Annotated in this window: 19 protein-coding genes; all 19 read left to right on the forward strand. The window is 54.6% G+C overall.

The annotated features are described in order from the left end of the window. The first annotated feature begins 15 nt into the window (after positions 1-15). The 19 genes from cdaA to qrcC all read left to right on the forward strand — a co-directional run bounded on the left by cdaA (position 16) and on the right by qrcC (position 21,768). On the forward strand, positions 16-816 hold the full coding sequence (gene cdaA, locus RDU59_06590) for a diadenylate cyclase CdaA (protein MDQ7838140.1): 801 nt from the start codon (positions 16-18) through the stop codon (positions 814-816). After that, positions 813-1,835, forward strand: a complete 1,023-nt coding sequence (locus RDU59_06595) for a CdaR family protein (GenBank protein ID MDQ7838141.1) — start codon at positions 813-815, stop codon at positions 1,833-1,835. Before cdaA ends, RDU59_06595 begins: the two co-directional genes overlap by 4 nt. Before the next feature lie 16 nt (positions 1,836-1,851). Further along, a complete protein-coding gene (glmM, locus tag RDU59_06600) occupies positions 1,852-3,201 on the forward strand; it encodes a phosphoglucosamine mutase (protein MDQ7838142.1) in 1,350 nt (449 codons plus the stop codon). A 14-nt stretch (positions 3,202-3,215) separates the two neighbouring features. Next, positions 3,216-3,983, forward strand: coding sequence for a type III pantothenate kinase (locus RDU59_06605; GenBank protein ID MDQ7838143.1), 768 nt, complete (start codon positions 3,216-3,218; stop codon positions 3,981-3,983). Continuing rightward, positions 3,967-4,890: an LD-carboxypeptidase gene (locus RDU59_06610; GenBank protein MDQ7838144.1), complete on the forward strand. Its 924-nt coding sequence runs from the start codon at positions 3,967-3,969 to the stop codon at positions 4,888-4,890. Before RDU59_06605 ends, RDU59_06610 begins: the two co-directional genes overlap by 17 nt. Positions 4,891-4,909: 19 nt before the next feature. Further along, positions 4,910-6,004 (forward strand): serine hydrolase, encoded by a 1,095-nt coding sequence (locus RDU59_06615; protein ID MDQ7838145.1) that lies wholly within the window; start codon positions 4,910-4,912, stop codon positions 6,002-6,004. A 150-nt stretch (positions 6,005-6,154) separates the two neighbouring features. After that, entirely contained in the window at positions 6,155-8,167 is a 2,013-nt protein-coding gene (locus tag RDU59_06620; protein ID MDQ7838146.1) for a class I SAM-dependent DNA methyltransferase, read from the forward strand. Beyond that, on the forward strand, positions 8,164-9,270 hold the full coding sequence (locus RDU59_06625; GenBank protein MDQ7838147.1) for a virulence RhuM family protein: 1,107 nt from the start codon (positions 8,164-8,166) through the stop codon (positions 9,268-9,270). Before RDU59_06620 ends, RDU59_06625 begins: the two co-directional genes overlap by 4 nt. Further along, complete coding sequence (locus RDU59_06630) at positions 9,267-10,529, forward strand: restriction endonuclease subunit S (protein MDQ7838148.1); 1,263 nt, start codon at positions 9,267-9,269, stop codon at positions 10,527-10,529. Before RDU59_06625 ends, RDU59_06630 begins: the two co-directional genes overlap by 4 nt. Next, positions 10,529-13,540, forward strand: coding sequence for a type I restriction endonuclease (locus tag RDU59_06635; protein ID MDQ7838149.1), 3,012 nt, complete (start codon positions 10,529-10,531; stop codon positions 13,538-13,540). Before RDU59_06630 ends, RDU59_06635 begins: the two co-directional genes overlap by 1 nt. A gap of 69 nt (positions 13,541-13,609) precedes the next feature. Beyond that, the gene (locus RDU59_06640; GenBank protein ID MDQ7838150.1) at positions 13,610-13,783 is read left to right on the forward strand and encodes a hypothetical protein; all 174 of its coding nucleotides are present in this window, start codon (positions 13,610-13,612) and stop codon (positions 13,781-13,783) included. Between the two features lie 15 nt (positions 13,784-13,798). Further along, positions 13,799-13,954, forward strand: a complete 156-nt coding sequence (locus RDU59_06645) for a hypothetical protein (GenBank protein ID MDQ7838151.1) — start codon at positions 13,799-13,801, stop codon at positions 13,952-13,954. After that, complete coding sequence (locus tag RDU59_06650; protein MDQ7838152.1) at positions 13,951-14,082, forward strand: hypothetical protein; 132 nt, start codon at positions 13,951-13,953, stop codon at positions 14,080-14,082. Before RDU59_06645 ends, RDU59_06650 begins: the two co-directional genes overlap by 4 nt. 177 nt (positions 14,083-14,259) lie before the next feature. Further along, positions 14,260-14,487: a hypothetical protein gene (locus tag RDU59_06655; GenBank protein ID MDQ7838153.1), complete on the forward strand. Its 228-nt coding sequence runs from the start codon at positions 14,260-14,262 to the stop codon at positions 14,485-14,487. Further along, entirely contained in the window at positions 14,484-16,214 is a 1,731-nt protein-coding gene (locus tag RDU59_06660; protein MDQ7838154.1) for a phosphoglucomutase, read from the forward strand. The genes RDU59_06655 and RDU59_06660 overlap by 4 nt, the downstream gene beginning before the upstream one ends. 278 nt (positions 16,215-16,492) lie before the next feature. Beyond that, positions 16,493-17,923, forward strand: coding sequence for a UDP-N-acetylmuramate:L-alanyl-gamma-D-glutamyl-meso-diaminopimelate ligase (gene mpl, locus RDU59_06665; GenBank protein ID MDQ7838155.1), 1,431 nt, complete (start codon positions 16,493-16,495; stop codon positions 17,921-17,923). Between the two features lie 99 nt (positions 17,924-18,022). After that, on the forward strand, positions 18,023-18,613 hold the full coding sequence (gene qrcA / locus RDU59_06670) for a menaquinone reductase multiheme cytochrome c subunit QrcA (GenBank protein ID MDQ7838156.1): 591 nt from the start codon (positions 18,023-18,025) through the stop codon (positions 18,611-18,613). A gap of 44 nt (positions 18,614-18,657) precedes the next feature. Next, positions 18,658-20,982 carry a molybdopterin-dependent oxidoreductase gene (locus tag RDU59_06675; protein ID MDQ7838157.1) on the forward strand — a complete coding sequence of 775 codons (2,325 nt, stop codon included), beginning with the start codon at positions 18,658-18,660 and terminating at the stop codon, positions 20,980-20,982. Between the two features lie 9 nt (positions 20,983-20,991). Then, positions 20,992-21,768: a menaquinone reductase iron-sulfur cluster-binding subunit QrcC gene (gene qrcC, locus RDU59_06680; GenBank protein MDQ7838158.1), complete on the forward strand. Its 777-nt coding sequence runs from the start codon at positions 20,992-20,994 to the stop codon at positions 21,766-21,768. Positions 21,769-21,806 lie beyond the last annotated feature (38 nt).

Genomic DNA, 21,806 nt, shown 5'->3' on the forward strand with positions numbered 1-21,806 from the left:
AAAGCACGCAGGAAAATGATTGAATATTTGACTACATTGCGCTGGCAGGATGTCCTGGACATCTTGCTGGTAGCCTTTATTATCTATGAGATAATCCTTTTTATTCGCGGTACCCGGGCAGTGCAGATGGTGGCCGGCCTGGCTATTCTGGTCGTTTTCTATTTCATGGCGCGCGAGGTGGGACTGCAAACCCTGCACTGGCTGCTCGGCACCTTTTTAAGCTCCTTTTTTCTTTTAGTGGTCATCATTTTTCAGGATGACATTCGCCGGGCCTTAATGCAGGTCGGCCGTACCCCGTTTCTAAAGGCAGATACAGCCACGCTGCAAATTTTGGAAGAGGTGGTCCGGTCGGCTGTATCGCTGTCGAATAAGGGAATTGGTGGATTAATAGCTATCGAGAGGGAGGCCGGCCTGAAGGACTACCTGGAATCCGGCGTGCCCATCGATGCCCGGGTCAGCCGGGAGATACTCTTGAGTATCTTTTATCCGACCTCACCCATACATGATGGAGCAGTCATCATTCGTAATGGCCGCATCTCGCATGCGGGGTGTTTTTTGCCTCTTTCCACCAACCCTTTTTTGAGCAAAAAATTAGGTACGCGCCACCGGGCTGCAGTCGGCCTGACCGAGCATACCGATGCGGTGGTAGTAGTGGTCTCGGAGGAGACCGGGACTATCTCTGCGGCTATTGACAGCAAAATAACACGCGATCTCGACGCTGCGACCTTAAGAAATATGCTTCAGGGTATCTGGAGAGAGGAAAAGGACGGCAGGCAGTGGTGGAAGAAACTCATGGGTACAAAGATTAAAAAATGAAGGCCGGCAAGACGCAGAGATTCTGGAGAAAGAATATCGGGCTTAAGCTCTTAGCCCTGGCGTTTGCCCTATTTTTGTGGTTCTTTGTGGTGGGGGAGGAAAAGGCCGAGGTAAGTCTTAGTGTCCCCCTGGAATTGGTTAACATGCCTGATGATCTGGTTATCAGCAATGAGTTTAGCGGCGCGATAGATGTGCGTATCTATGGGCCGCGTAGTCTGGTGCGTGAACTGGTCACCCGGCGTCTTAGCCATGTGGTGGATTTGGCTAAGGCCACACCGGGAAAGATGACATTACATATTACTCCTGAAGGTATCCGTCTCCCGGGGGAGGTCCAGGTAACACGTATTCATCCTTCCCAGGTGAACCTGGTCCTGGAGCCGCTGTCCCGGCGGGAAGCGCCGGTTGAGGCCGTGTTAAAAGGCGCAATAGCCGCTGATTATGAGCTAAAGGGCGTGGAACTTAAACCGGCTAAGGTAGTTTTGTCCGGTGCGGTCAGGGAAGTGGCTAAGGTAAAAAAGGTCTTGACCCGGCCCATTGATATTTCAGGACTTAGTGTAAGCACGAAGGCTGTAGTAGGTCTTGACTTGCAGAGGTATCACCTGAGGGTGGTGGGTGAACCACAGGTGACTGCCTATATACAGGTTGAAGAAAAGATTATACGGAAAAGCCTGGTTATACCTGTGGAGGGTGCGGGTGCGGCCTATGGGTATAAGATTGACCCCCGTAACATAGAAGTATCAATGCAGGGACCGGTGAGTGTGCTGCGAAATGCGGCCCGGAAACAGGATATCCGGGCGGTGGTGCAATTGGGGGGACTCGGTCCCGGCACGTATGTGAGGCGGCCTGTTGTTGAAGCCCCGGCAGGTGTAGAGATAGAGAAGGTTAAGCCGAAATCGGTCAGGGTAATTATTTTTAAAGAAAAGCATTCAGCGGTCAGCGATCAGCCATCAGCAAAAAGATCTCAAATTTCAAATCTGAAATCGAGAAAGCCGGTGGCTGATAGCTTGAGTTCACTTTAGAAACAACAGGTGATATATGCGTAAGCTTTTTGGTACGGACGGCGTGCGCGGTGTGGCCAATATCTATCCCATGACCACGGAAATAGCCATGCAATTGGGGCGTGGCGTTGCCTATGTATTTAAGGACAAAAACCGGCGGCACCGCATAGTTATCGGAAAGGACACGCGGCTTTCGGGTTACATGATTGAGAATGCCATTGCCTCCGGTATCTGTTCCATGGGGGTGGATGTGCTCCTGGTCGGTCCGCTTCCGACACCCGGCATAGCCTTTCTTACCAAGAATATGCGCGCTGACGCCGGGGTCGTTATCTCGGCCTCTCATAATCCCTTTCAGGACAACGGAATAAAATTTTTTTCCGGCAGCGGGTTTAAGCTTCCGGACGCCACGGAACAAAAGATCGAAGACCTTATTTTTTCCAAGGAAATTGACTCCCTGAGGCCCACGGCAGATGAGGTGGGAAAGGCATTCCGCATCGATGACGCCACCGGGCGTTATATCGTTTTTCTCAAGAACACGTTTCCTTCTGCCTATAGCCTGGATGGCCTGCGGATCGTGCTTGATTGCGCCCATGGGGCGGCGTATAAAGTGGCTCCGATCGTCTTTGGCGAGCTTGGCGCCGACCTGACCCTGGTCGGAGTCAACCCGGATGGGACGAATATCAACCGTGGTTGCGGGGCCCTCGATACAAAGTTGGTGCAAAATAGCGTCCGGGAACAGGGCGCTCACCTGGGGATCGCCCTCGACGGGGATGCAGACCGCGTTATCTTTGTGGATGAGAAAGGAAATAAGGTTGACGGAGACCATATCATGGCCATCTGTGCCTCTATGATGGCCGGGGAGAAAAAACTGCGCAAAAAGACCCTGGTTAGCACGGTCATGAGCAACATGGGTCTCGAGGTGTGCATGAGGAATATGGGGGGCAACCTTGTCCGTACCCAGGTCGGTGACCGTTACGTGGTGGAAGAAATGGTCAGGGGCGGGTACAACCTTGGGGGCGAACAATCCGGACATCTGATTTTTCTCGACCATATCACTACCGGCGACGGCATATTGGCGGCGCTGCAGCTCCTCGCGATCATCTGTAAGACCGGGCGGCCCCTTTCCGAGCTGGCGAAGATTATGGAATCATATCCCCAGAAGCTGATAAATATGCGGGTAAGTGTGAAAAAAGGTCTGGATGAGATTAACGGCTTTAAGAAAAAGCTGGCCGCGGCAGAGCGTGAGCTTGGGGGCCGGGGACGGGTTCTGGTGCGTTTCTCCGGCACAGAGCCGTTAGTCCGCGTGATGGTGGAGGGGGAAAGAGAGGATCAGATCGAGGCCCTGGCGCAGGATCTGGCTTTATTTCTGGAAAAGGCCTTGAAATAAGAAAGGGATGCCCTGTGCTCCTGGCGATAGATATAGGCAATACAAATATCGTATTCGGCCTCTTTAAAGGAGCCCGTCTCCTTAGAGACTGGCGTTTGCGTACAGACCCGAAGGTGACCGCCGACGGGCTCCTTATCAGCTTTTCCTGCCTTATATCCCGTGAAAACATAGCCATTTCTGAGATTCGCGGCGCGGCCATTTCCTGTGTAGTCCCTTCCATGCTTTATGCGGTCGAGACCTTTTGTCAGGAATACCTGAAAGTTAAGCCGCTGGTGGTTGGGCCGGGGATTGCGTCCCCGATAGAGATCTGTATAGATAACCCGGCAGAACTAGGGGCTGACCGCCTGGTCAATGCCGTAGCGGCCTTTGCCAGGTATCCGAAGGGCGTGATTGTCGTGGATTTCGGCACCGCCACCACATTTGATTATGTCTCGGGACGCGGGGAGTACCTGGGCGGGGCCATTGCGCCCGGTGTGCTTATTTCCTGTGAAGCCCTCTTTGCCAAGGCCGCCAGGCTGCCCCGTGCCGCTATATTTGCCAGACCCCGGGCGGTTATGGCCAGAGATACGGTAGCGGCCATGAATGCCGGTATTGTCTATGGTTTTGCGGATATGGCCGATGGTATCGTTACCCGCATGAAAAGGGAGATTGGAAGCCCGGTCAAGGTAATTGCCACAGGAGGGCTGGCTTCTCTTATCGTCTCTGAATCCAGGACCATAAAGGCAGTCGAACCCCATCTTACCCTGGAAGGGCTGCGCCTCATCTATGAGCAGAACGTCTAGATATTCAGGAATAATCAGACCCGGGAGATTGGGCAAAGGCGACCGGATCGCCCTGGTGGCTACCGGCAGCCCCTTTGAGAAAGAGGATTTTGATAGGGGCGTACAGCTTCTGGTCTCCCTGGGTTTTGAAGTCAAGCATCATCCCCTGTTATTCGAACGAAACGGTTATCTGGCCGGTTCTGATGAACATCGGGCCCGGCTTTTAACCGGGGCGCTTACAGATGATGAGGTCCAGGCCGTGCTCTGTGTACGCGGCGGCTATGGCACGCTGCGTATGTTGAGTCATATAGATGCCTCGCTATTTAAGACCCATCCCAAGATCATTTTGGGTTTTAGCGATGTCACCGCCCTCCTGAACTTTGCCTTTGACTCCGGCGGTCTGGTCACATTTCACGGGCCGATGCTGACCGGACTGCCCGGTCTTTCTGATGATGGGCTGCGTCGCTTCCTGGACCTCCTTACCAGAGAGTCGCCCCTGATTATAGCGCCTTCGCGCCGGGAGATTATTCAGAAAGGCCGGGCGCAGGGCCGGCTTATGGGAGGAAATCTTACTACCCTGGTTCACCTGCTGGGCACGCCTTACGAGCCTTCCTGGGAGGGCCGCATCCTTTTTGTTGAAGAGTGCGGGGAAAAACTCTATCGCATTGATCGCCTTTTTACCCAGCTTAAACTCGCCGGGAGGCTTTCGAAGCTGGCCGGATTGGTCCTGGGGCAATTCACAGAAGGGGTCGAAGAGGAAGAGGTGTGGGAATTTGCCCATCAGAACCTGCGGGACCTGGATATCCCGATTGTTGCGGGCTTCCCCTTTGGGCACGGCAAGGAAAATATGGCCGTGCCTATTGGCGCTATGTTCAGATTGGATGGATACGAAGGGACGCTGGAATTGACCGAGCCTTGCATACAATAGGCCTGCATTAACAGCTAACATGCCTGTCTTTTCAAAAGTTGACACTCTTATGCATCGGGCCGTGGAGGAAGGCGTTTTTCCGGGCGCCGTGCTCCTTATAGCGGCTGAGGCCAAGGTCTTATCCCATCGCGCCTACGGACATGCCTCCATTATTCCAGCCAGACAATCAATGACGACAGATACACTTTTCGACCTGGCCTCGCTTACCAAACCCCTGGCCACCACTATGGCGATTATGAACTTGGTGGCCGATGGTAAGCTGAAGATCGATCAAGAAATAGGGGATATTCTGGGTCTTGGCCGGGATAACCCCAAGGCGGGGATTACCTTGAGACAGCTTCTCTCCCACTCCTCGGGTATGCCTGCCTATCAACCTTATTTTGAGCAGTTAAGGGCTTATCCTCCGGGGGAACGAAAGAAGATATTACGCGGGTGGCTCCTGGATGAACCCTTGGCTGCTGTCCCCGGGGAAGCGGCCCTTTACAGCGACCTGGGGTTCATGCTGCTTGAATGGATAATTGAAAGGGCCTCCGGCCAGGGATTGGATGAGTTTGTCTTGGCCAGGATTTACCGGCCGCTGGGCCTGGTTTTTACCGGATTTCGGCCCCTTAACAGCCGCAGTTTACCTGATCCCGGGGTGATAGCGGCCACAGAGGAGTGCCCCTGGCGCAAAAAGGTCTTGTGCGGCGAGGTGCATGATGACAACGCCTATGCCGTGGGCGGGGTGTGCGGTCATGCCGGTCTGTTTGGCACGGCGGAGGAGTTATATGGCCTCCTTAAGATGATATTAAAGTCCTATCGGGGGGAAGTAGAGACGGGAATCTTCAGCCGTGAATTGATGACGGCCTTTCTTACACGGCAGGAGTTGCCCCGTGGAACCACCTGGGCGCTGGGCTTTGATACCCCATCCGAAGAGGGTTCAAGCGCCGGCCGGTATTTTTCCCGGAAAAGCGTCGGCCACCTCGGGTTTACCGGCGTGTCTTTCTGGATGGACCTGGAGAGAGAGATAATCATTCTCCTCCTTACCAACCGTATTCACCCCAGCCGGGCCAATGAAAAAATAAAGGCCTTCCGGCCCCTCATCCATGACGCCATAATGGAAGCCCTGATTTAAGTCTCAAAGCTCAAAGCTTTTGTCCTTGACGGGACTGGTCCGCTTAAATATACTCCTCTCTGGTTTCGTTGGCATTCGTAGGCATCTTACCGATAACTGAGCGGCCGCGGACTTCGAGTAGCAGGCCCTGAGCCAGGATCAGGAGCAGACATGAACAACTTCAGTGAAAAAGTTAGCTTTATCTGGTCGGTTGCCGACCTCATTCGCGGACCCTACCGGCCAAATCAGTACAAGGACGTCATGCTCCCCCTGACCGTTCTTCGCCGCCTCGACTGCGTGCTCGAGCCGACTAAGGAAAAGGTCCTTGAAGCAAAGAATAAATGGAGCGGCAAGGGGAAAGGGGTTTTTGACGCCAAACTGATCCGGGCTTCAGGTGTGCCTTTCTACAACACCAGTCGTTACACCTTTGAAAAGCTCAAAGGTGATCCGAACAACATCGCCGCAAATCTGACCGACTACATCAAGGGTTTCTCCATGCGGGCCCGAGAGATCATCGAGCACTTCGGATTCGAGGAACACATCGACAAGCTCAACAAGGCCGACCGGCTCTATCTGGTCGTGTCCAAGTTCTGTGATATCGACCTCCATCCGCACGTCGTCTCGAACATCGAGATGGGCTACATCTTCGAGGAGCTGATCCGGAGGTTCAACGAGGCATCGAACGAGGAGGCCGGCGATCACTTTACGCCCCGTGAGGTCATTCGCCTGATGGTGAACCTCCTCTTTATGCCGGATGGCGACATCCTTACCACCAAGGGAATCGTGAAGACCCTCTATGACCCGGCCTGCGGAACGGGCGGTATGCTCTCCGTGGCCGAGGACTACGTGCGCGAACTCAACCCCGACGCCCGCCTGGAGGTCTTTGGCCAGGACTACAACGCCCAAGCCTACGCCATCTGCGGCTCGGACATGATGATCAAGGAACAGGACATCGAGCACATCGCCTTTGGCGACAGCTTTACCGACGACCGGTTTCCTCGTCACAAGTTCGATTACATGCTGGCCAATCCGCCCTTCGGTGTGGAGTGGAAGCCGGAAGCCGACTTCATCACACGCGAACATGAAGAACAGGGCTTTGGAGGACGTTTCGGCGCGGGACTGCCTCGCATCAATGACGGCTCCCTTCTCTTTATCATGCACATGATCAGCAAAATGAAGGACCCCAAGGAAGGGGGCACCCGCCTGGGGATCGTCTTCAACGGTTCGCCGCTGTTCACCGGTGCGGCCGGGTCGGGAGAGAGCGAAATCCGCCGCTGGATCATCGAAAACGATTGGCTGGAGGCCATTGTCGCCTTGCCGGACCAGCTTTTCTACAACACGGGCATCTACACCTACCTCTGGATCGTCACCAACCGGAAGAAGCTGGGCCGCAGGGGCAAAATTCAACTGGTGGACGGAACGGCCTTCTTCAAAAAGATGCGTAAATCCCTCGGCAACAAGCGAAACGAAGTCTGCGACGATCAGCGCGATGAGATCACCCGGCTCTACGGGAATCTCAAGGATGCCGAGCACATCCGTGTCTTCGACAACGAGGATTTCGGCCACCGCCGCATCACGGTCGAGCGGCCGCTTAGGCTCAACTTTGCTGTAGACAAGGAGCGTATCGCGCGACTTGAAGAGACCAAGGCATTTGCAAATCTGGCCACCAGCAAGAAACGAAAGGATACCAAGGCTGCACAGGCGGAGATCGCCGAGGGGCGGAGGCTCCAAGAGGCAATCCTTTCCGCACTGGGCCGTCTCGATCCTAGGGGCGTCGTCAAGAACCGCGAACAGTTCTCGGAGATGGTGAAGATGGCGTTCAAGAAGGCAGGTCTCAAGATTCCCGCCGTCCTGTTGAAGGCCATCCTCATGGCCCTGGCTGAGCGGGACGAGACTGCAAATATCTGCACCGACACCAATGGCAACCCCGAACCAGATCCCGAACTCCGCGACTACGAGAACGTCCCGCTCAAAGAAGACGTGGACGAATACATGAGGCGGGAAGTCCTGCCCCACGTGCCCGACGCCTGGGTGGACGAGTCCAAGACCAAGGTCGGCTACGAGATCAACATCAACCGCCACTTCTACCACTACGCGCCGCCGCGACCGCTGGAGAAGATCGAAACGGACCTCAAGAAGATCGAGAAGGAAATCGCGGACATGCTGGCGGAGGTGACGGAATGAGCGAAAAAGACACACCCCGCCCGGGTGGAGAGATTATCGTTTACCAGGCCGAGGACGGCGGCAACCGCATCCGAGTGCTGCTGGAGGGCGAGACCGTCTGGCTGACCCAGGCGCTGATCGCCGAGTTGTTTCAGACCACCGTTCCGAACGTAAACATCCACCTGAAAAACATTTACGCGGAAGGCGAGCTGGCCGAGGAGTCAACTATTAAGGAATACTTAATAGTTCGCCAGGAAGGCTCCCGCCAAGTCTCCCGCAACGTGCTTCACTATAGCCTCGAGGCCATTTTGGCCGTGGGCTACCGGGTGCAAAGCCCGCGTGGCACCCAGTTTCGCCAGTGGGCCACCGAACGCCTGCGCGAATACATCGTCAAGGGATTCACGCTCGACGACGAACGGCTCAAGGGCGACAGCGGGCTGGTGGACTATTTCGATGAACTGCTCGCCCGCATCCGAGAGATTCGCGCCAGTGAAGCGCGCGTCTACCAACGCATCCGGGAGATCTTCGCGCTGGCCTGCGACTACCGGGAGGGCGAGGAGGAAACGCAGCGGTTTTTCGCCACCATGCAGAACAAGATGCACCATGCCGCCACCGGCATGACGGCGGCGGAGATCGTGCGACGGCGCGCGGACGCAGGCAAGGCCAACATGGGTCTGACCGCGTGGAAAGGCGGCCGGGTGATCAAACGCGACGTGGGCACGGCCAAGAACTACCTCGACACCAGGGAGATCGACACGCTCAACCGCATTACCGTGATGTTTCTCGACCAAGCCGAGTTCCGCGCCCAGCGGCGGCAGGATATTCGTATGCGCGACTGGGAAGGGTTCCTCGATAAGTTCCTGCACGACACCGAATTGCCCGTGCTCTCCGGACCCGGCACGATTAGTCGTGACGAGGCGCTCGAATGGGCGCAGGGACAATACGACGCCTTCGCAGAAAGGCGGCGACTGGAAGCGGAAACCGAGGCCGAGGCGCGGTACGTGGAAGACCTACGCACGTCCGCAAAGATGCTGGAGACGCGGCGCAAGAAACTGCGGACGCCCCCAAAGAGCAAGAAGAAGGCGAAGGGCGCGCGAAAGCAACGCGGGAGGGACGGCGAATGAGCAGGCAGTCCTATCCGAAATATAGGCAGTCCGGTGTGCAATGGCTCGGTAAGGTGCCCGATCATTGGGAGATGCTACGCCTGAAGACCATTGCGACTCTCGGCTACGGTGATTCACTTGCTGCTGATGACCGCCTTCCCGGTACGTGCCCTGTATATGGGTCAAATGGTGTTGTAGGCGAACATGATCGAGCCAACACCAAAGCGCCGTGCTTGATCGTTGGGCGGAAGGGGTCTTTCGGAAAGGTTGCTTACTCGAACATTCCTTGTTTTGCTATCGACACAACGTACTTCATTGATGACCGCTTCACATCGAATGATTTGCGATGGCTGTACTACTCCCTTCAGTGGCTTCGACTTGATTCCTTTTCAAAAGATTCCGCTGTCCCGGGCCTTTCACGCGAGGACGCCTACAACAACGTTCTCCCTTTTTGTCCGATAGAAGAACAACGCGCCATCGCCGCCTTTCTTGATCGCGAGACGGGGCGAATTGATGCGCTGGTCGAGAAAAAACAGCGGCAGATCGAGTTGCTCCAGGAGAAGCGATCCGCCCTTATCAGCCACACCGTCACCAAGGGGCTCGATCCCAACGCCCCAACGAAGGATTCCGGCATCGAATGGCTGGGTGAGATTCCGGAGCATTGGCCCGTTGTGCGGTTGCGTTTCCGTGCGAGGATTAATCCATCGAGGGCGGAGGTCAATGGACTTCCTGTGGATACCCAAGTTTCGTTTGTTCCAATGGAAGCTGTCTGTGAATACGGCGGGCTTCGTCTTGAGCAAATGAAACCCCTCGGAGATGTATCTACTGGATACACGTATTTCTGTGAAGGTGATGTCGTTGTAGCGAAGATTACACCTTGCTTTGAAAACGGTAAGGGTTCAATAGGAGAGGGGTTAGAAAACGGCCTTGGATTTGGGACGACCGAACTGCATGTTTTGCGCCCCTTGGAGGATTTGGATCGTCGATTCCTGTTTTACGTAACGATCAGCCACACCTTCCGCAAGATCGGCGAGGCATACATGTATGGAGCTGGCGGACAGAAACGCGTACCGGATGACTTTATAAGAGACTTCAGGCATCCGATTCCTGCTATTGATATTCAGCGTTCCATTGCCGCCTTCCTCGACCGGGAGACAGTGCGGATTGATGCTATGACCAAGAAGATACAAGACTCAATAGACATGCTCCGCGAATACCGCACCGCCCTGATCTCTGCCGCCGTGACGGGCAAGATCGACGTGCGCAAGGAGGTCTCCTGATGCCTGGCCAACATACGGAATACGCATTCGAGACCGCCATCGAGCACCACCTGACCACGGCAGGCGGGTACGAGAAAGGCGACCGGGACGCGTTCGACCCTCAACGCGGCCTCTTCCCGCAGGATGTGATTTCCTTCGTCCAGACAACCCAGCCTAAGGAATGGGAGTACCTCGCCAACCTCCAAAAAGAGAAGGCTGAAGACACTCTGCTGGACGACCTCTGCCGGGCGCTCAATTCCGACCACGAGGGGTGTCTCTCCGTCCTGCGACACGGATTCAAATGCTTTGGAAAGCTGTTTCGCGTGGCCTACTTCGCCCCAGCGAGCGGAATGAACCCGGACACACAGAAACTCTACGCGGCGAACCGACTCGCAGTGACCCGTCAGCTTCGCTACTCGGCCAAGCACGGCAATACCCTCGATGTGACCTTGGCCTTGAATGGCATCCCCGTCTCCACGCTGGAGCTCAAAAACCCCATGACCGCCCAGACTTGGCGGCATGCGATCACACAATACAAGAATGACCGCGACCCGGCGGACCCGATCTTCCAGTTCAAGAAGCGCACGATGGTTCATTTCGCCGTGGACACAGACGAAGTTTACATGGCCACACGGCTTTCCGGCCGCAGCACCTATTTTCTCCCCTTCAACCGGGGCTGCGGAGGCGGCGCAGGTAACCCGGAGAATCCAGGTGGCTACAAAACCGCCTACCTCTGGGAAGAGGTCCTGGAGCGGCACAGCTTTCTCGACATCCTGGCGAGGTTCATTCATCTCCAGATCGAGGAGAAGCAGCTCGGCGGCAAAAAGGTGAAGCGGGAGACGATGATCTTCCCGCGCTACCACCAGCTTGATTGTGTGCGAAAACTCGTGGCCGACGCGCGCGGACGAGGCACCGGAACCAATTACCTCGTCCAACACTCCGCCGGCAGCGGCAAGTCCAACTCCATCGCCTGGCTGGCCCATCGGCTCGCCAGCCTCTACACCGAAAAGGACGAAAAGGTCTTCGACTCGATCATCGTGGTAACCGACCGGGTGGTCCTTGACCAGCAGCTCCAGAACACGATTTACCAGTTCGAGCACAAGCAGGGCGTGGTCCAGAAGATCGACATCAACTCGACCCAGTTGGCCGATGCCCTCGGGTCTGGTGTGCCGGTCGTGATCACCACGTTACAGAAGTTCCCCTTTGTCACCGAGAAGATGGGCGATTTGCCTATGCGCCGATACGCGGTGGTGGTTGATGAGGCGCACAGTTCGCAGGGCGGCGAGACGGCGACCGAACTCAAGGGTGTGCTCGCCGGAGCGGCGATCAAGGAAGAGGCCAGGGCGAAGGCCGAGGAGGAAGGGCTGCCCGATTATGAAGAGGAAATCCTCAAGACCATGGCCAAACGCGGCCACCAGCCCAATATCAGCTTCTTCGCCTTCACCGCGACACCCAAGTATAAAACGCTGGAGGTCTTCGGAACGAAGGGCGCGGATGGTAAGCCGCAACCCTTCCACCTCTACAGCATGCGGCAGGCCATCGACGAGGGCTTCATCCTCGACGTTCTCCAAAACTACACCACGTACAAGACATATTACCGGCTGATCAAGTCCATCGAAGACGATCCCAAGGTGGACAAGCGTAAGGCGGCAAGGGCGCTCGCCCGCTTCATGAGTCTCCATCCGCACAACATCGCCCAGAAGACTGAGGTCATGGTCGAGCATTTCCGCCACTTCACCATGCATAAGATTGGCGGAAAAGCCAAGGCGATGGTAGTCACCTCCAGCCGATTGCACGCGGTAAAGTACAAACAGGCATTCGACAAATACATCGCCGAGAAGGGTTACACGGGGATCAAGACGCTGGTTGCCTTCTCCGGTACGGTGATCGATCCGGATGCACCCGAAGTGGAATACACGGAAGTCGGCATGAACAACGGCATCCGCGAGAAGGAGCTTCCCGAACGCTTTGGAACGGAAGAGTACCAGGTGCTTCTCGTGGCGGAGAAATACCAGACCGGATTTGACCAGCCGCTCCTTCACACCATGTACGTGGACAAGCGGCTCGCAGGAATCCAGGCGGTCCAAACCCTCTCCCGGCTCAACCGTACCCACCCGGGCAAGGAAGATACCTTTATTCTCGACTTCGTCAATGAGCCCGAAGAGATATTGAAGGCCTTCCAACCCTACTACGAGCAGACGATCATCGGCGAGAGGGCGGAGCCGAAGCAACTTTACGAACTTCAGGCCAAATTGGACGGACACCAGGTCTACTACAAGGCCGAGGTCGAGGAGTTCTGTAAGGTTTTCTACAAACCGCGACAGAATCAAACGCCCGCCGACCACGCCAGGATGAACGCGTGCATCGATCCGGCTGTGAATCGTTACAACGGACTTGAAGAAGAGGTCCGCGAGGAGTTCCGCAAGACGCTGGTTGCTTTTAGGAACCTCTATTCGTTCATGGCGCAGGTGATCCCCTTCCAGGACTCCGACTTGGAGAAGCTTTACTCATACATCCGGTTTCTGCTTACCAAACTGCCGAGGGGCGCCCGCGGGCCGATCTACAACTTTGACGATGACGTCGCGCTCAAGTTTTACCGATTGCAGAAGATCGGCGAGGGTTCAATCGCCATGGAGCCGGGCGCTCGCTATGAGGTGGCGGGTCCCACGTCCGTGGGCACCGGCGTCGCCCGAGGTGATGAGATCGAGTTGTCCAAGCTGATCGATATTCTCAACGAGCGGTTCGGAACGGAGTTCAAGCCTGGCGATCAACTGTTTTTCGAGTCGATACGGGAGGATGCTGTAGCCGACAGCAGCCTCCGACAAGCCGCGCTCGCCAACACGATGGAGAACTTCGGCTACGTCTTCCGTAAAGCCCTGGAGGGTCTCTTTATCGACCGCATGGACCAAAACGAGGAAATCACGGCCAAGTTTATGAACGAGGCCCAGTTCCGCGAGGCCGTCAGCCAGCACCTCCTCAAGGATGTCTACGAGAAGATCCGGGAGGAGGCCGAAGCCGCAAATGACAAATGACGGAATAGCCAGGTTTTTCAACACAATGTGGCACAACCCTCTGGCTCAGCCCCTGTCAAAACAGGCTTTGTGCCCCCGCCGGCTGGACCGGCCATTGCAAACCTGGCCGACAAGTCCGACGGGGCCAAGGTCAGAATCAGGGTCGAGGGAACTTCGGAAGCAGGATTCAACCCAGCATGGCTGCGCAATGCCGTGGACGAACCGCTCGATGAGGCGGATGTTGAGAGGATACCTGAGGGATAGGATAATCTGTTAGGGGTGAGGACTTATGAAGAGGCTACGAAACACACGAAAGGCACGAAACGAAAGATGATGACTTTGCGTCTTTTTTCTGAAAAATTCGAATACCGTTCCGCCATCATCTCTGCGGCCGTAACGGGCAAGATCGACGTGCGCGAGGAGGTTATTTCATGAAACCCTTTACACCGGACAGCCTGCCCCTCGACCGTGTTGACTGGGCCGCCCATGTTTCCCTGATCGGACAGGCGAACGCCGCCCTGGCAAAGGTAGACGGGCAGCTGTCACGATCTTTCCCGAACTGATCGCGATCACCGAACAGGAGCATTGAGTTGCAGGCAATCCACGTAATCGATTTTGTGTTTCATAAAGTGCCATGCGTGCAACACAATCGTTTTTGTGTGTATTAGATGAAGCTCAATGATAAGGTTTTGCCCATACAACCGCCAGACTGAGGTATCTCCGCCAAAGGAGGCTTTTAGGTGTCCAAAAATTACACGGAAGCTACATTTGAAACCGCTATTGAACACCACCTGACTACGGCAGGCGGGTACGAAAAGGGTGACCGGGATGCGTTCGACGCGGAACGCAGCCTCTTTCCACAGGATGTGATCTCTTTCATCCAGACAACCCGGCCCAAGGAATGGGAATACCTGAACAGCATCCAGAAGGATAAGACAGAAGACACTCTGCTAAGGGTAACTATATGAGTATGATGCGATGTGAGGAGATGAGCAAGGAGATTCGGGATAAGTGTATCATTCCGGGCAATCATGCCGGGAGCAGGTATTTCGCGGCCATTTCTGAACTGGTGAGGTTAAGGGAGACCGATCCGGATAACAGGGCCTTTTATCAGAAGGAGATCGACGGTATTTATTCCCTGGTCAGGGACGAAATCCTGACCTCGCAAGCCAGGCCCATATCGCCGGTCAAGTTTGGGACCTCGGGCTGGCGCGGCATTATCGGGAAAGACCTTACGGTCAAGTCGGTAAGCCAGGTGGCTCAGGCCATCGTTGATATGTACAAGGGTCTGGATAACGGTTCGGCGTTAGGCCCAAGCTTAGGGATAAAGAGTTATGAAGAGGCCAGGGAACGCGGCTGTGTGCTTGGCCATGACAATCGCTTTGGCGGCGAGATATTTGCGCAGGCCGTGGCGGAGGTATTGACTGCCCACGGCTTTCGGGTTCATTTTGCCGGTGAGTCCACCACCGGTGTCCTTTCCGCTGCGGTTATGGAGCTGGGCGCGGCCTTTTCCTGCAATCTGACCCCGAGTCACAACCCCCTGGAGTACGGCGGGTTTAAATTTAATGCGGCTGACGCCGGTCCGGCCGCGCCTGAGATCACAAGGTTTATTCAGGAGAAGGCGCAGAAGATCATCGAGGGAGACCTGCCGGTAGAGAAAGGCGTTGACTCCGCTCTCATAAGCCCGTTTAATGCCCTGGAGGTCTGGAAGGGTCTGATCAGAAAAAATAAGGCCATCCACCATATTGATTATGATGCCGTCATTGAAGAGTTTGGCCGGAGAGATGATATTGTACTAGCCGTGGACTGCGTTCACGGCGCCAGCCGCATACACATCAGAGACCTTTTGGGCGGGGCTTCAACTGATCGATTAATCATTCTCCGCGGAGAAGACGACCCCACGTTTGGTGGCGTGGCCCCGGAGCCGTCCAGCAAAAACATGCGGTTGGTAAACGAAGCGCTTAAGGCCCGCAAGGAGAGGTTAAAACTCGGGGTTATCATGGACCCCGATGCAGACCGCATCCGTTTTACCGACGGCCGGGTAGAGATAGAGATGAATCAATTCGGGGCCCTGGCTTACCATTATATGCACGAGGTCAAAGGCATTAAGGGACTGGTGGCGAAGACAGTGGCTACCAGCAATTTTGCCAATGCCATAGCCGCCCAATTGGGCGAGGAGGTCTTTGAGCCCAGGGTTGGGTTTAAGGAATTTAAGCCGGTTATAGACCGGGCCGTAGTCTGTTTTGAAGAGAGCGACGGTATTACCATAAAGGGACATACCCCGGAAAAGGACGCCTATATAGGGCTTATCCTGGCCCTGGCCATGACCCTTCATCTCAATCAGAATCTGGGCCGGTATCTGGCCGAGGTGCAAGGTAAGTTCGGTTATTTCTATGCCGCCCGGGATGCCGTGGTCGTATCACAAAAAGGAGAAGGACTTTCGGCTACTCTTAAGGTATTATCCCGGTATACCCCTGGGACGAGATTAAATGTCGGTACCGATGAAAAGGTTATCAGCCGGCTCATAGATATCGATGGCTATAAAATGGTTTTTGAAGACGGGAGCTGGCTTTTAATCCGGCCTTCCGGGACGGAGCCCAAGGTCAGATTCTATGTGGAGGCCCGCGGCGAAGAGGGCAAAAAAGACCTGTTCGATACGGCCAGGGGACTGTTGAGAGAGATCGGTTTGATTTAAGCTCTCAGCTATCAGCATTCAGCGCTCAGCAAAAAAGATAAATGTTGAGCCTTTTGCAAAAGTCTTGTAAATGGCGTTCTTGTCATTCCGGCGAACCCCGGATCGGGGGCCGGGGCAGGCGCCGGAATCCAGTAATTTCAAGCAGATTGAGATACCTCTGGACACCGGGTTTCACCGGTGTGACGATTTTTGCAAGAGCCTCTGTTGTAACATGCAGTTATTATCCTGCGAGCTGACCGCTGACGGCTGAAAGCTTTTTGGAAATGGCGTGAGGGATTATGTTTGACTTAGATATGAGCTTAAATAAGGTGCCTGAAAAGGTGCAGAGGGTCCATCTTATGGGTATCTGCGGGACAGGTATGGGCGCTTTGGCCGGGATGCTCAAGGAAAAAGGCATTGAGGTCACCGGTTCCGATACCCAGGTCTATCCGCCTATGAGCACTTTTTTGGCCTCGCTCGGTATCAAAATCTTTCAGGGCTATAGCCCTGATAACTTAAATCACCATCCGGACCTGGTCATTGTCGGCAACGTGATCCGCCGCGAAAATGAAGAGGTACGCGGCCTGGCCGAAAGGAAGATACCCTTTGTCTCTTTTCCCCAGGCGTTGAGACACCTTTTCTTAAAGGGAAAAATCCCGCTGGTGGTGGCCGGAACCCATGGAAAGACCACTACGGCCTCCATTTTGGCGGCCATACTGGAACATGCCGGGTCGGACCCGGGTTTCATGATCGGGGGTATCGTCAAGGGGTTTGGGCGCAATTATAAACTGGGTAAGGGCCCTTATTTTGTAATAGAAGGCGATGAATATGATACGGCCTTTTTTGACAAGGGGCCTAAGTTCCTGCACTACCAGCCCCATATAGCCATATTGACCAGCGTGGAGTTCGATCATGCCGATATCTATCGGGATCTGGCGGAGGTAAAGGATGCCTTCCGGCGTTTTGTCCGGATTATCCCGGCGTCGGGCGCCTTGGTGGCGCATACCGAGGACGGGATAGTAAGAGAGGTTATTAAGGATGCCCCCTGCCCGGTTATGGGATACGGTGAAGACAAGGGGTTGACATGGACCCTGGCATATTGTCTGACTGAAGAAGGAAAGACGAGGTTTTCCGTTAAAAAAGAGGGCGGATCTTATGCCGAATTCATCAGCCCGCTTATAGGCAGGCACAATGCCCTGAATACCCTGGCAGTTATAGCGGTGTTGGACAGGATAGGACTTTCGCCGGAGGCGATTCAGGCCGGTCTGTCTTCCTTCCGGGGTGTGTGCCGCCGGCAGGAGGTAAGGGGTATAAAGAATGATATCACGGTCATAGACGATTTTGCCCACCACCCCACGGCCGTGCGCGAGACCCTTCTGGCCCTCAGGGCTGCTTATCCGGGGAGGCGTTTGATAGCGGTTTTTGAACCACGAACCAATTCCAGCCGTCGCAAGGTATTTCAGGATGATTATGCCCTTTCATTTGATGCGGCTGATTCCATAATTGTGCGTGAACCGCCTGGTCTGGAAAATATCCCGGAACAGGATCGCTTCTCTTCCAGGAACCTGGTTGAGGATTTAAAGACACGGGGCCGGACCGCCTATTATTTTCCTGACACAGACGGCATATTAGGATTTTTGAAGGAACATGCCGGGGGAGGGGATGTAATTGCCATTATGTCCAACGGCGGTTTTGACAATATCCATGAAAAATTGCTGGCTATTTTATGAGGTTACGAAATGAAGCCTCATTCAAATTTCGCTTGACAAATATAAATGATGGTTATAAAAGAGTCGCAGCTAAAGGTATAAGGGGGAGGCTTGACCGAGATGTCTGAAGAGCACGTATCGACTGGAGGAAGAGAAGGGGGACACAAGCAGGCCGGCGGGGGGTTAGGTATGCTGGCTGCTGGTTTTGTAGTAGCCATTGTGGTTGGCTGGCTTCTTTACCCGGCTATTGTCATGTCTTCGAAGCCTCAACCCATTAATTTCAACCATAAGGCGCACGGCGCAGAAGGAGCGGGATTAGCCTGTGACGGTTGCCATACTTTCCGTGAAGATGGCAGTTTTACCGGCATTCCCAGGCTGGACAATTGTATCCAGTGTCATGCATCGGCGCAGGGTGAGAGTCCGGAAGAGGCCAAGCTGGTCGAACAGTATGTCACGCCCAATAAGGAGATACCGTGGCTTAGTTATTCCTATCAGCCATTGTGTGTCTTCTTTTCCCATGCCGCCCATGTCAAAATGGCTCAACTGGAATGCACGACATGCCATGAGGATATGAGCAAATCCAGTAGCAGTCCTCCGGTAAAGGTCTATAGAATATCAGGCTACAGCAAGAATACCATGTCCATGGAAGCGTGTGAGGATTGCCACGCCAAAAAGGGCACGAGCAACGCCTGCTTTGTGTGTCATAAATGATGTTGGGAGTTTGTTTAACCAAAAGTTGTAAAGAGGGTTAATCTATGAAATTAGATCGGAGAGGATTCCTGAAATTTGCTGTCGGGGGTGTAGTGGGGACCCTGGCCACGCCCATACCCTGGGACATGCTCGATGAATCGGCTAAATTTACCGACCTTTGGGCCCCGGAGCCGGCTAAGGGGCCGTCTTCATTTGTTCATAGCACCTGCCGGCTTTGCCCGGGAGGCTGCGGTATAACTCTGCGGCTGGTTGAGGACAAATCGGGTCGCGATGAGTGGCGGGGCTGGCATCATAAAGAATTTATAGACAGGCGCAAGCTTCCGGCAGTGCCGCTTCGGGCGGTTAAGATTGCCGGTAACCCTGACCACCCGGTAAACCGCGGCGGGATTTGCCCGCTGGGAGCGGCTGGATTACAGCTCTTATACGGGACAAACCGTATAACCGCCCCGCTTAAGAGGACAAATCCGAGGGGAGAAGGCGAGGCCGCCTGGGAAAAGATTACCTGGGATGAAGCCCTCAATATAGTGACCGGAAAATTAAGGGAGATACGGGAAGCCGGCAATTCGCATACGGTGGCCTGTATCCTGGATAACAAAAAAGGACTGACTGCAGAATTAATAGACCGGTTTTTCCGTGCCTATGGTTCTCCCAACGTGATTACTATGCCTTCACAGGAGGATGTTGAGACCGTAGGCCTGTCATTGATGCAGGGAACAGGCGGGCATTTGGCCTATGACCTGGAAAACAGCAAGTACGTGCTGTCCTTTGGGGCGGCATTACTGGAGGGCTGGGGCGCCCCGGTTCATAACATGATGGTGTTTGGAAAGTGGCAGGGGGCGAGTGAGCATGCCCTGGTTCAGATAGAACCAAACTGTTCCATTACTGCCTCCAAGGCGGATAAATGGCTGGCGGTAAAACCGGGGACTGAGGCTGCTCTGGCCCTGGGCATGGCCAACGTCATCGTTACGGAAGGGCTGTATGACCGGTCATGTATCGCGCGTTGCCAGGGATTTGAAGGATTCAAGGCGCTCCTTGAGAGTGAATATGATCCCCGTAAGGTCTCAGAGATAACAGGAATCCCGGCGAACGTCATCGCCAATACAGCCCGTGCCTTTGCCGTGACTAAGCCTGCGGTTGCGGTCTATGGCCGCGGACAGGGAGTGATGTCCGGCAACCTGGCAGAATTCATGAGTATCTATAGTCTAAACGCCCTGGTAGGTAGTATCGGAGCAAAAGGCGGGGTGGTTGTACAGCGGGAGGTGCCGTTTAGTTCCTGGCCGGCGCTGGCAACAGATGCGGTAGCCCAGCAGGGACTCGCCCAGCCACGGATCGATGGGGAAGGCGGGGAGATTAAGCATGGCGTTTGCATGTCGCATAACTTGACCGCAGCGCTTAAGAGTGGCGCGGTTAATGCCCTGGTAGTCCACGAAGCCAATCCGTGCTATGCGCTGCCCAGGGCCAATAAGTTTGAGGAAGCGGCGGCAAAAGTGCCCTTTGTGTTGGCCCTTACGAGTTGTATGAATGAAACCGCCCGGTCGGCAGATATTATTTTGCCGGTTGCTTCTTATCTGGAAAGGCTGGAGGATGTAACTTCGGCGGCCCGGGTTCCTTACGCCTCCATGAGTTTGACCCGGCCCGTTCTGGCTAATGTACCTGAGGCCAGGCACCCCGGAGATGTCTTCCTGACTTTGGCCAGGGCCATGGGCGGAAGCGTCAGTAGCTCGCTTCCCTGGGATAACTTCGAGGCCTTGCTCAAGGAAAAAGTCGGGGGGATTTTTGCCTCCAGACGAGGCCGGATCGGGGATCAGGAAGTGGCCATGCTCGGCTCGCCAGATGAGCTATGGGAAGGTCTCAATGCCGGGAAGTGCTGGTATGAGGAGCCGATATTTGGAGGCGGGGGGCTTACATTTAGTCCTCAGGGCCGGACACCGCGCCTTGAGCCGGTAAGCTGGATGAAGGCTTCTCGAGAGTTTCCGATGCTTTTAGTGGCTTATGAGAATATCAATATAGCAAATCGCAGGGCAGTGGACACGCTACCCTATCTAACGAAAAATATCGATAACACTGTCCTTCAGAAACAAGACCTTTTGGTTCGGGTAAATCCAGAGACGGCCGGCCGGGTGAGACTGGTTGAAGGGGATGCGGCTACAGTTCAATGTCCTGCCGGAAGATTATCAGTTCGTGTTCACATGGATGTGGGTATGATGCCGGGTGTTATCGGCATCCCCCTCGGACTGGGGCATAGCAACGATGACCCGTTTTTGACTGGGAAAGGCGTTAATGCCTATGAGATACTCGAGCCGGAATTAGACCCGGTGACTGGCCTGGCTGTGTGGTGGGGAACGCGGGCTAAACTTATAAAAGTATGAGGTTGAGATATGAGTGAGCATCATGAGGTCGCCAGCAAAGAAAAATACGGCATGGTTATTGACCTGGATAAGTGTACGGGCTGTGGCACATGTACGGTAGCCTGTCTTTCAGAGAATAACCATTACGTTCGGGAAGATGAGTCGGACAAACTCCATAGCATTACCTGGATGAAGGTCTATAAGGTAACAAACGGGGAGCCGTTTCCAAATACAAAGGTGGCTTTCATCCCGCGTCCCTGTATGCACTGCGATCACCATACACCGTGCGTTTCAGTGTGCCCGGTCATGGCTACAGACTACAATCCGTTAACCGGCATTGTCAGTCAGATTTACACCAGATGTATAGGTTGCCGGTACTGCGTTGGGGCCTGCCCTTACCATGCCCGATATTTCAACTGGTGGGATCCGGTATGGCCGGAAGGCATGCATAAGTTATTGAACCCGGATATGTCCCCGCGTATGCGCGGTGTGGTGGAGAAATGCAGCTTTTGCAATCACCGGCAACAAAAGGCCAAAGATAAAGCCTACGTGGAAGGCCGTAAGGAACTGAAGGATGGCGAATATGTGACCGCCTGCGCTGAGGCCTGTCCCACCGGGGCTATTACCTTCGGCAACATGAAAGATCCGGAAAGCGCCGTAGCCAAACTTATTAAGAGTCCGGGGGCCTTCCGGTTGCTTGAGAAGCTGGGCACTGAGCCGAAGGTCTATTATTTGAGCAGTGAGTCCTGGATCAGAGAATTAGCGGATAATGCGTTGGGGAGAAAGAGGACGGGCGGTCTGGCTTAAAAACAAGAGTTAAATCCTGAATTTTGGTTGAAAAGAGG

It is taken from the genome of Thermodesulfobacteriota bacterium, from assembly GCA_031082315.1.
Classification (GTDB): Bacteria; Desulfobacterota; QYQD01; order QYQD01; family QYQD01; genus QYQD01.

Excerpts from the sequence above, each read along its gene's own strand:
- RDU59_06615 (MDQ7838145.1), top strand. The coding sequence starts at position 4,910 with ATGCCTGTCTTTTCAAAAGTTGACACTCTTATGCATCGGGCCGTGGAG.
- glmM (MDQ7838142.1), top strand. The coding sequence starts at position 1,852 with ATGCGTAAGCTTTTTGGTACGGACGGCGTGCGCGGTGTGGCCAATATC.
- cdaA (MDQ7838140.1), top strand. The coding sequence starts at position 16 with ATGATTGAATATTTGACTACATTGCGCTGGCAGGATGTCCTGGACATC.
- RDU59_06620 (MDQ7838146.1), top strand. The coding sequence starts at position 6,155 with ATGAACAACTTCAGTGAAAAAGTTAGCTTTATCTGGTCGGTTGCCGAC.
- RDU59_06610 (MDQ7838144.1), top strand. The coding sequence starts at position 3,967 with ATGAGCAGAACGTCTAGATATTCAGGAATAATCAGACCCGGGAGATTG.
- qrcA (MDQ7838156.1), top strand. The coding sequence starts at position 18,023 with ATGTCTGAAGAGCACGTATCGACTGGAGGAAGAGAAGGGGGACACAAG.
- RDU59_06650 (MDQ7838152.1), top strand. The coding sequence starts at position 13,951 with ATGAAACCCTTTACACCGGACAGCCTGCCCCTCGACCGTGTTGACTGG.
- RDU59_06675 (MDQ7838157.1), top strand. The coding sequence starts at position 18,658 with ATGAAATTAGATCGGAGAGGATTCCTGAAATTTGCTGTCGGGGGTGTA.
- mpl (MDQ7838155.1), top strand. The coding sequence starts at position 16,493 with ATGTTTGACTTAGATATGAGCTTAAATAAGGTGCCTGAAAAGGTGCAG.
- RDU59_06625 (MDQ7838147.1), top strand. The coding sequence starts at position 8,164 with ATGAGCGAAAAAGACACACCCCGCCCGGGTGGAGAGATTATCGTTTAC.
- RDU59_06595 (MDQ7838141.1), top strand. The coding sequence starts at position 813 with ATGAAGGCCGGCAAGACGCAGAGATTCTGGAGAAAGAATATCGGGCTT.
- RDU59_06630 (MDQ7838148.1), top strand. The coding sequence starts at position 9,267 with ATGAGCAGGCAGTCCTATCCGAAATATAGGCAGTCCGGTGTGCAATGG.
- RDU59_06635 (MDQ7838149.1), top strand. The coding sequence starts at position 10,529 with ATGCCTGGCCAACATACGGAATACGCATTCGAGACCGCCATCGAGCAC.
- RDU59_06660 (MDQ7838154.1), top strand. The coding sequence starts at position 14,484 with ATGAGTATGATGCGATGTGAGGAGATGAGCAAGGAGATTCGGGATAAG.
- qrcC (MDQ7838158.1), top strand. The coding sequence starts at position 20,992 with ATGAGTGAGCATCATGAGGTCGCCAGCAAAGAAAAATACGGCATGGTT.